The 7,171-nt window shown below is 69.2% G+C and carries 9 protein-coding genes; 6 read left to right on the top strand and 3 right to left on the bottom strand.

Translation table 11 applies throughout. The features are described from left to right. Nucleotides 1-475: 475 nt before the first annotated feature. Nucleotides 476-913, top strand: coding sequence for a hypothetical protein (locus tag ABZS66_RS59315; protein WP_354773443.1), 438 nt, complete (start codon nucleotides 476-478; stop codon nucleotides 911-913). A gap of 328 nt (nucleotides 914-1,241) precedes the next feature. Here the strand turns inward: ABZS66_RS59315 and ABZS66_RS59320 are convergent, their stop codons facing one another. From ABZS66_RS59320 to ABZS66_RS59330, 3 genes are read right to left on the bottom strand one after another with little or no spacing between them, the layout of a single operon-like run. Continuing rightward, nucleotides 1,242-2,084: a helix-turn-helix transcriptional regulator gene (locus ABZS66_RS59320; RefSeq protein ID WP_354773445.1), complete on the bottom strand. Its 843-nt coding sequence runs from the start codon at nucleotides 2,082-2,084 to the stop codon at nucleotides 1,242-1,244. Next, complete coding sequence (locus ABZS66_RS59325; protein WP_354773447.1) at nucleotides 2,081-2,617, bottom strand: DUF6879 family protein; 537 nt, start codon at nucleotides 2,615-2,617, stop codon at nucleotides 2,081-2,083. The genes ABZS66_RS59320 and ABZS66_RS59325 overlap by 4 nt, the downstream gene beginning before the upstream one ends. Beyond that, nucleotides 2,618-2,995 (bottom strand): hypothetical protein, encoded by a 378-nt coding sequence (locus ABZS66_RS59330; RefSeq protein ID WP_354773449.1) that lies wholly within the window; start codon nucleotides 2,993-2,995, stop codon nucleotides 2,618-2,620. Nucleotides 2,996-3,265: 270 nt separating this feature from the next. Here ABZS66_RS59330 and ABZS66_RS59335 point away from each other — a divergent pair, with 270 nt between their 5' ends. From ABZS66_RS59335 to ABZS66_RS59355, 5 genes are all read left to right on the top strand, one after another. Beyond that, a complete protein-coding gene (locus tag ABZS66_RS59335) occupies nucleotides 3,266-3,427 on the top strand; it encodes a hypothetical protein (protein WP_354773451.1) in 162 nt (53 codons plus the stop codon). Between the two features lie 652 nt (nucleotides 3,428-4,079). Then, the gene (locus ABZS66_RS59340; protein ID WP_354773453.1) at nucleotides 4,080-5,321 is read left to right on the top strand and encodes a helix-turn-helix transcriptional regulator; all 1,242 of its coding nucleotides are present in this window, start codon (nucleotides 4,080-4,082) and stop codon (nucleotides 5,319-5,321) included. 375 nt (nucleotides 5,322-5,696) lie between these two features. After that, nucleotides 5,697-5,873: a hypothetical protein gene (locus ABZS66_RS59345; protein WP_354773455.1), complete on the top strand. Its 177-nt coding sequence runs from the start codon at nucleotides 5,697-5,699 to the stop codon at nucleotides 5,871-5,873. Nucleotides 5,874-5,931: 58 nt separating this feature from the next. Further along, entirely contained in the window at nucleotides 5,932-6,393 is a 462-nt protein-coding gene (locus tag ABZS66_RS59350) for a helix-turn-helix transcriptional regulator (RefSeq protein ID WP_354773457.1), read from the top strand. Nucleotides 6,394-6,601: 208 nt separating this feature from the next. Beyond that, nucleotides 6,602-6,778, top strand: a complete 177-nt coding sequence (locus tag ABZS66_RS59355; RefSeq protein WP_354773459.1) for an FxLD family lanthipeptide — start codon at nucleotides 6,602-6,604, stop codon at nucleotides 6,776-6,778. Nucleotides 6,779-7,171: the final 393 nt, after the last annotated feature.

A 7,171-nucleotide genomic window follows, 5' to 3' on the forward strand; every position in this document is an offset into this window, starting at 1 on the left:
TGTCACCGATCACGATGGTGTTGTCACGGTCGAAGACCGTGCCGTACTTGGCCGCGGTCAAGAGGCTCGACACAACTATTTCAGCAGAGGGTATTGACGCTGGTACGGGTTGGTGCTAGTTGGCACCCGTCGGTACTCGTTGGTACGCGCCCGTCCGCCCACGTCCGCCTGCGTCCACGGGCACCAAATGTGCCAAGTTTCGGCACCGTCATTCGGCTACAGGCCATCGCCTGCCTCAACTGCGTCGTCGAGACCGATCCATCTCGGGTCGCCGACCGAAGGGCGCGGACGTGAGTCAGCGCAGCGACGGCGACGCCGCCGGGGCAGCCACGGCTCGTGACTGGGACGACTTGACCTGTGTTGAAAGTCAAGCGTCGATCGCTGTGCCGTCACCCGGCAGTCGGCCGCCGCACACCCGCACGCCACTGCCGGCGTTGACGGCTGCCCGGATGCCAGCAACGCGGGAGACGACACCATGCCCACCATCATCACGGCCGCCACGACCGGCCACCGCCAGCACCCGTCCGCTGACGCGCCCGTCCCCGACGGCGTCGTCGACATCATGCTGTGGCGGCTCGCGTTCGACGTCGCCGTCGAACACCAACGCGGCCCGGACGGCGACTGCACCAACCTACGCTGCACCGGCGAACGCGGTCCGTGCGCCCCCGCCAGACAGGCCCAGCGAGCGCTGCACCTGGCACGACGCCGACCAGCGCCAGCACCGCCCACCTCACCCCGCCACACACCGCCCAGCTACCAGCCGACGCCCGCCGTCGGCCGAGCCACGGTCCCACGCCCGAACGTCGGCCGCTTCACCGGCTGGTTCACCAGCGCCGCCACCGCCGCCAACCGCTGGCGGCCACACCACTACCTCCCGCAGCGCATACCCGGCGCCGCCCTCGCCGCGGCGTGACGCCACGGCAGCCGTCCGCCGGCCCGATCCCGCCCTCGACCGCGCAGCCCACCACGGGCTGCGCGGTCATTTCGTCGACCCAACCCTGGACCCCACCGCCCTGCGGCGGCGCGGTCGCGACCGCGTGAAACCAGAGCACTCCGGAACATGCAGCCAGGGCGCACACTTGCCTCGTTCAGACCAACTCCGCCATGGCACGCCATGCCGCGTCAGCCGATGCAGGCGGAAGGAACAGCTCCCGGATCGGCTCCCGTAGGTGCCAGTGGCCGTCGTGCTTGCCGCGTAGCGCTCTAGTGGCATGTGCGGCCGCATCACGCGGCCCAACGCCTCACTGCTCCTGTAGCTCCGCTATCGTCCGCCCGATCAAGTCCCTGGCGGGTTTGCCGTAGACGGCCGACTCTTGTAGCAGGGTGAAGGCCCGCAGGTAGATGGCGATTTCGCGGGGCTGGGTCACTTCAATGCCGGCGGAGATGGTTTCTATCTGCACCACGTGTTCGTCAAAGATCCAGAAGCTGCCCTGCGCGAGGCATTGCCGCTCGCCAGTGGCTGGAATTATTCCCAAACTCACGCGTGGCAGCGACATCACCGCCAGCACGCGGTCAAGTTGGCCGAGCATGACGTCGGTACTGCCGACGTGCGTGCGCAGGGTCTGTTCCTCGAGTACGAAGACGAAGCGCCGGTCGCCGGTGTAGAGCACCTGTTGGCGGGCCATGCGTGCGGCCACGGCTTCGTCGGTGTCGTTTGGCAGGTCCAGGAAGTTCGACCACCAGGTGAAGATGGCGGCGGCGTACTCCGCTGTGTGGAACAGCCCTGGTATGACGGTGTTTTCGTAGCCGCGGAAGACCTTGGTCTTCTCGTATAGCGGCACGGTGGACACCTGTTGGCGCTTCAACCCCGCGCGCATCTGGCGTTGCCACTCGACGTACATCGACTCGATGGCGCGCATCGTCGCGACCAGGTCGGGAACTTGGTCCTCCGCGCCACACGCCTGACACCATGCCCGAAGGTCGGCATCGGTCGGCGTCGTGGTGCCGTGTTCGAGCTTGCTGACCTTGGTGTAGTGCCATCCGTGGCGCTGCGCGAGTGCTCGCCCCGTGAGGCCCGCTTCTTTGCGGATCTCACGGAGGCGAGCGCCCAGCGCTTCGCGCGCCTGCTTGACTGGTGCGGTCACGCCTGGGCGGGCTTGTACTCGTGGTGGGGGATGCCAAGTCGCCAGGCGGCCTCGAACGCCGCCTTGCAGCTCCGCACGATGTCCGGTTCGGTTGCGCGTTCCTGCGCCAGCACATGCCCGTCACCCGAAAAATGGGTAAAGGTGACCGTTTCATTGTCGAACAGCCAGTAGTCGTTGCCGGGTAGCAGCAGGGTTGACGCCTGGCGGCGCGGCAGCCACCGCACCTCTTCGCCCGCCTTCACCAGGTTGAAGGCGTCCAGCCACTCGAAGTAGATGTACTTGGTGACCGGCTCGGACACGATGCGCAGCCGGCGCAGGGTCTTGCCGGCCGCGCGGTTGGCGGCCATGAGCTCGAACCATGGCCGCCACCACTCGGCCTCGGCGTCGGGGTCGAGTTCTTCGCCGCGCAGCCAGGTTTGGAACCGGCTGCGTTCGATGTCCGTGGCGTAGATGTCGCGCATTTCGAGGTGCAGCGCTTCCCGCCGGTACGCGGTGAAGTAGCTGTCGCGCTGCGCTTCGGAAATTTCTTCCACCTACACTCCAACGAGTAGCGCCCGCATGGCCGCCTTCGGCACCTCCACGCAGGTTTCGTAGTCCGGTATGACCATCTGGCTGAGCGCTTCGCTGTCCTCGACGCGCGTGCCCTGGATGATGTAGTTACCACCGTCCAGCATGCGCACGATGGGCGGGACGACGCTCACCACATCGCCGTCCAGGCCATCGAGAGCCAAGAAGTCAAGCAACTTGGGGGGCACCTCCACCACCGTCTCAGCGTCGCTCACCGTGAGGTCGGTGAGTACGGCGGGGTCGGTCACCACCCATCCCTGCACGATAAAGCTGTCGTTGTCGCTGGCGTACAGGGTCGGGGAGTTGCTGGGCGTGGACTCCTTGCCGAGGAACCGTAGCCGCACGGTCGTCTCCTTGTCGTCGGGCTTGCTTTGAGTTGCATCTGGCACGGACAGACTTGAACACAATGAGCAACATCGTCAAGGGGTGCCGGCAGATTCATCGAAAGTTGTCACTGCCAGTGTCGCCGTCTGTGGTGCTTGAGGGGTGTCATTGGAAGCCGCCTCACGCGGCAGCGACGTACTCAAGCAACATTGGGCAACTTCGTTCCACCCGCACGGACGGTCGCCATAGCGTCGAGCGAACGCAGAGGACGTTCCAGGAGGTGAGCGCCAATGTTCATCGGTGCCGTGGTGAGCGCGTTGGTGCTCGGCTACTTCGGCGGCCTGGTCAGTTTCAAGGTCAAAAGCCGCTGGTGCCCCGGGTGCGGGGCGATGACGCGGCCTCACATCGCCAGCGCCGCAGCCGCCGACGTCAACCAACGCCACTCCCAATGACTCCGCCGGTCAAGGCTGGCGACCTCATCCGCCTGAAGGAGCCGGATTACTGCTACGGCATCGGCGACTTGGCGCTGCGCGTCACCGATGTGCCCGCCCAGCTCAGCGACCCGGAAAGCGACATAAGGCGTCAAGATTCTGTGGAACGGAACGTGATGGTGGGACGGGGAGGCGGCCCGCTGCGGGGCCGCGGTGATTTGTGCGTACGACTGGCCGACGTCGTGGGAGGGCTGGGCGTGGCGGGACGGCCACCCAAGTGCAACGCGGCCGGGGACGCGGTTGAGCGCGGGTCGATCTCCGTCGACCTTGCCGGCCTGCCGCCCGCACCGCCCGTTGCGGCCGCGGTGAACGGGTCTGGTGTCGGCGCATCCCTGCGGCATGCGCCGGCACCGGATCGAGGACATGGACTTCAACCGAGATTGACATTCGGAGAGGCGTTAGGACTGTGAACCGATCAACGACGGTGCCGGGGCGGAGACCCGCGTCGTCTGCCACGGCGAGCGCGCCTGGGGTGCCCGAGCGGCAGTGCCGGTGTGGTGCGCGACTGGCCCGGGACCGGACCGGGGGTTTGTGCGGCCCGTGCGAGACGGCGGACCGTGACCGGTCTGCGGCGCCGCCACACGTTCCGGCGGACTTCTGGACGCACCCGGCGATGGCTGAGGCGCTGGCCGGGCGGCATATGGGCCGGGTGGTGCGGGCGTATCGGTGCCATCCGTGGCATGGGCGTAGCCCGCTGCCGCAGGAGCTTGTCGGAGGCTGGCTGCATCTGGCGCAGGCGCAGATGAGTAGGTTGGAGAACGGTCGGCCGCGCAAGCATCTGGACTGGTTGACGTTTGTCGCGCGGACGCTGCGGATACCGGCGGACCGGTTGTGGTTCCAGCTCGACGGCGACCAGGACGGCGACCGAGACGGCGACCGGGACGGTGCTGGTGGCCGAGCGGCGGCGGTACGGACGCTGCCGCCGCGGGTGTCGAATGAGCTGCTTCGGCGGGCGCGGTTGGCGCGGGTGTCGCCGTCCGGTTCGGGCCGGGTGCTGTCGCGTGAGGAACTGGCCGAGGCGGTCAACGCCTGGGTGTTCACCACGTGTGGGCGGAGAATCTGTCTGACGGACCGCTCGATCGGCAAGTTGGAGCGTGGTGACACCCGATGGCCTGCGGAGTGGGTGCGGGCTGGGCTGTGCGCGGTCCTCGACGTGGACGCCGACGCCGACATCGGTCTGTTCAAGGTCAAGAACTTCGCGCGCCCTGCCGACGTTGCCGACAAGCCCGCGCCCGACAACGTTTCACATCCACTGAACGCTGCTGCGGCGGCGACCAGCCCGGAGGGTTGGGCGGACGTGGCGGAGGCGCGCCGCGAGCTGGGTAGGCTGCTGGCAGGGTGGCGTCAGCGGGCCGGTCTGACGCAACAGGCGCTCGCGGATCGGGTGCCGTGGGCGAGCGGCACGGTCGCGGACGTCGAGCGTGGGCAGGAGGTCCGGCGCGCGTTCTGGGAGCGCTGCGACGCGGTGACCGGCGCGAACGGGGCGTTGCTTGCGGCGGCCGATCACGTTGGCGGTCTCGCCGACCGGTGCAGGGCGCAGGACGCTGACCAGGACGTGCGGCAGCGCTCCGCGGCGTGGGCGGCGCGCACTGGGGAGCCTGGCGGCGTGGGTGCCGTTCCGGCCGGGTCGGCCGTGGCCGACGCGGTTGACCCGGTTGACGCGGGACCGGCCGTGCACATCACCGTGTCGGCGGGTGCGAGCGTCATCCTCACGCTAGGCGACGGTGCAACTGCGGCCGGGCAACCGGTCCGGGTCATGGTGACCACGGCCGATGAGCAACCGCGCCACACGGACCGGCCGACCGCTGACGGCGCGCGGGTGTACTCGATGGCGGCGTGGCGGGGGCGGCGCTGATGGCCGGGCGTGGTGTGCGGTCGCGGCGAGAGCCGGGCACGAGGCAGCGGCAGTTCTGCGCGGACCTGCGGCATTGGCGGACGCTGCGGCAGGTATCGCAGCAGGACCTTGCTGCTGGGGTGCTGCACAGCCGTGAGCGGGTGACCAAGGTCGAGCACGCTGAGCGTTGGCCGGCCGAGGACCTCGCCCGCCGTGGATGCCGCGCTGGACACCGGCGGCGTGCTGATGTCGCGGTGGCCGCTCGTGCCGGCGGAATAGGCGGCAGCCACACCGTCCGGGGGCCGCGCCAGCTGGCGCTGGTCCTGCCACTGTGGCAGCCCCGCCCGGGGCTGCTCCGCGCCGGACGTTCCGGGTTGCGGTGATCCGCTGGCGGCGATGGTCGCCACCGTCGTGCGGGACTGTCCGGGCGCCCGGGTTGTGATCCTCGCGATGGAGGGCGGGATGGCGGGGCCGGCCGCTGCCGGTGACCGCGACGGCCCCGCCGCCGTGATCGAGCTGGCCGATTTCCGGCCGGGAACGGCTCGGCGTCGCACCAGCAGCGGCCTGCGATGAGTCCTCGACGCCGCGGTGACGGCGCAGGGATGCGGCCCGGCTGGCGGGGGCGGTTCTGATGGCGCGGCGGCCGAGCACGCTGACGCTGCACGTGTCTGCGCGGCATTTCCTTGGCGCGGAGCTGCGCCGTTGGCGGGAGCTTCGGGGGCTGAGTCTGGCGGAGCTTGCCGGGGCGGTGTTCGTCAGTCCGGACCTGGTGTCCAAGGTCGAGAAGGCGCAGCGGACCGCGACCGCGACAGCGGCGCTGATCGATGCGTGTGACGCGGTCCTGGATACTGGCGTGGCGCTGGCCCGGTTGCTGGATTTCGCGGCGCACCAGGAACGCGCGGCCGGTCCACGGCGCAAACCTGGTGCCGAGACTGCGCCGCTTCCACCGCCGGTGTCGATCACAGTGACGGTCACGGCCGACGTCACGCCGTTGACCACGATCTCGGGTACGGCCGAGTCGGCGGCGGCCGGCCCGGGTGATGCCCGTATCTACCGGTTCCCGCCATCCTCGACACGCCGGGGGCGGTCGTGAGGTCGGCAGCGACGCTCCGGACGCCGTACGTCGACGCCGTTGACGGACGGTGTGGCGTGGGCGCCCTGCCGGGGCGCCACCGGCACGCATTGGCCTGCGCTCCGCGAGCGCGTCTCGCATCAGTCGCCCGGCACTTGCAGCCCGTGTCCGGGATGTCGTGCGGAGGGCGCAACGGCGCCGTTCCGTACCTGTCGAAGCGAGTTTCACCATGGCTGTCTCCGCCACGTCCGCGCTGGCCGCGATCGATCAGCGTCCGAGGTCGGTCGACGCTGACAGCGTCGGGTTCGAGCTCGACGTGCGCATCGTCGAGTCCGGTCCGGTGGCCGCTGCGCTGCTGGGCAGCACCGACGACGGTTGCGACACCGTCCGAGGCAGCGACTGCTAACGAGTTGCATCACGATCTGTCTCCGGGCTGCCGCACAGTCGCTGGACCACCTGATCAATCGATCCGGATGAGCGAAACCACGCTCGCCCATGCCCTGGAGCGAGGCGGCGGCCGCGCCGGGCGCGACGGAGTGTGGCTACTCACGCAACTTGACTCAGCCTCCGCTCGCCATGTACACGACGGGCCGGCCGCACCGCTCCACCAGGGGCGATGCGGCCGCCAGGAGTCACAGGGGCAGGTCCAGCGTGCCGACCAGGGCTGACAACGTCGGGGCGTCCGAGCCCCCCTCCGGCTCTATCGTGATGCCGAACTGCGGCTCCAGCTTGTCGATGTAGAAGCGGCCCTTGCCGAGGGCCGACAGACCGACCGGCCTGGCGTTGTTGGACGAGTCGA

The organism is Dactylosporangium sp. NPDC005572 (assembly GCF_040605515.1).
Taxonomy (GTDB): domain Bacteria; phylum Actinomycetota; class Actinomycetes; order Mycobacteriales; family Micromonosporaceae; genus Dactylosporangium.

What these genes read in the sequence shown, in the direction of transcription:
- ABZS66_RS59315 (WP_354773443.1), top strand. Translation starts at nt 476, where the DNA reads ATGCCCACCATCATCACGGCCGCCACGACCGGCCACCGCCAGCACCCG.
- ABZS66_RS59335 (WP_354773451.1), top strand. Translation starts at nt 3,266, where the DNA reads ATGTTCATCGGTGCCGTGGTGAGCGCGTTGGTGCTCGGCTACTTCGGC.
- ABZS66_RS59340 (WP_354773453.1), top strand. Translation starts at nt 4,080, where the DNA reads ATGGCTGAGGCGCTGGCCGGGCGGCATATGGGCCGGGTGGTGCGGGCG.
- ABZS66_RS59345 (WP_354773455.1), top strand. Translation starts at nt 5,697, where the DNA reads ATGGTCGCCACCGTCGTGCGGGACTGTCCGGGCGCCCGGGTTGTGATC.
- ABZS66_RS59350 (WP_354773457.1), top strand. Translation starts at nt 5,932, where the DNA reads ATGGCGCGGCGGCCGAGCACGCTGACGCTGCACGTGTCTGCGCGGCAT.
- ABZS66_RS59355 (WP_354773459.1), top strand. Translation starts at nt 6,602, where the DNA reads ATGGCTGTCTCCGCCACGTCCGCGCTGGCCGCGATCGATCAGCGTCCG.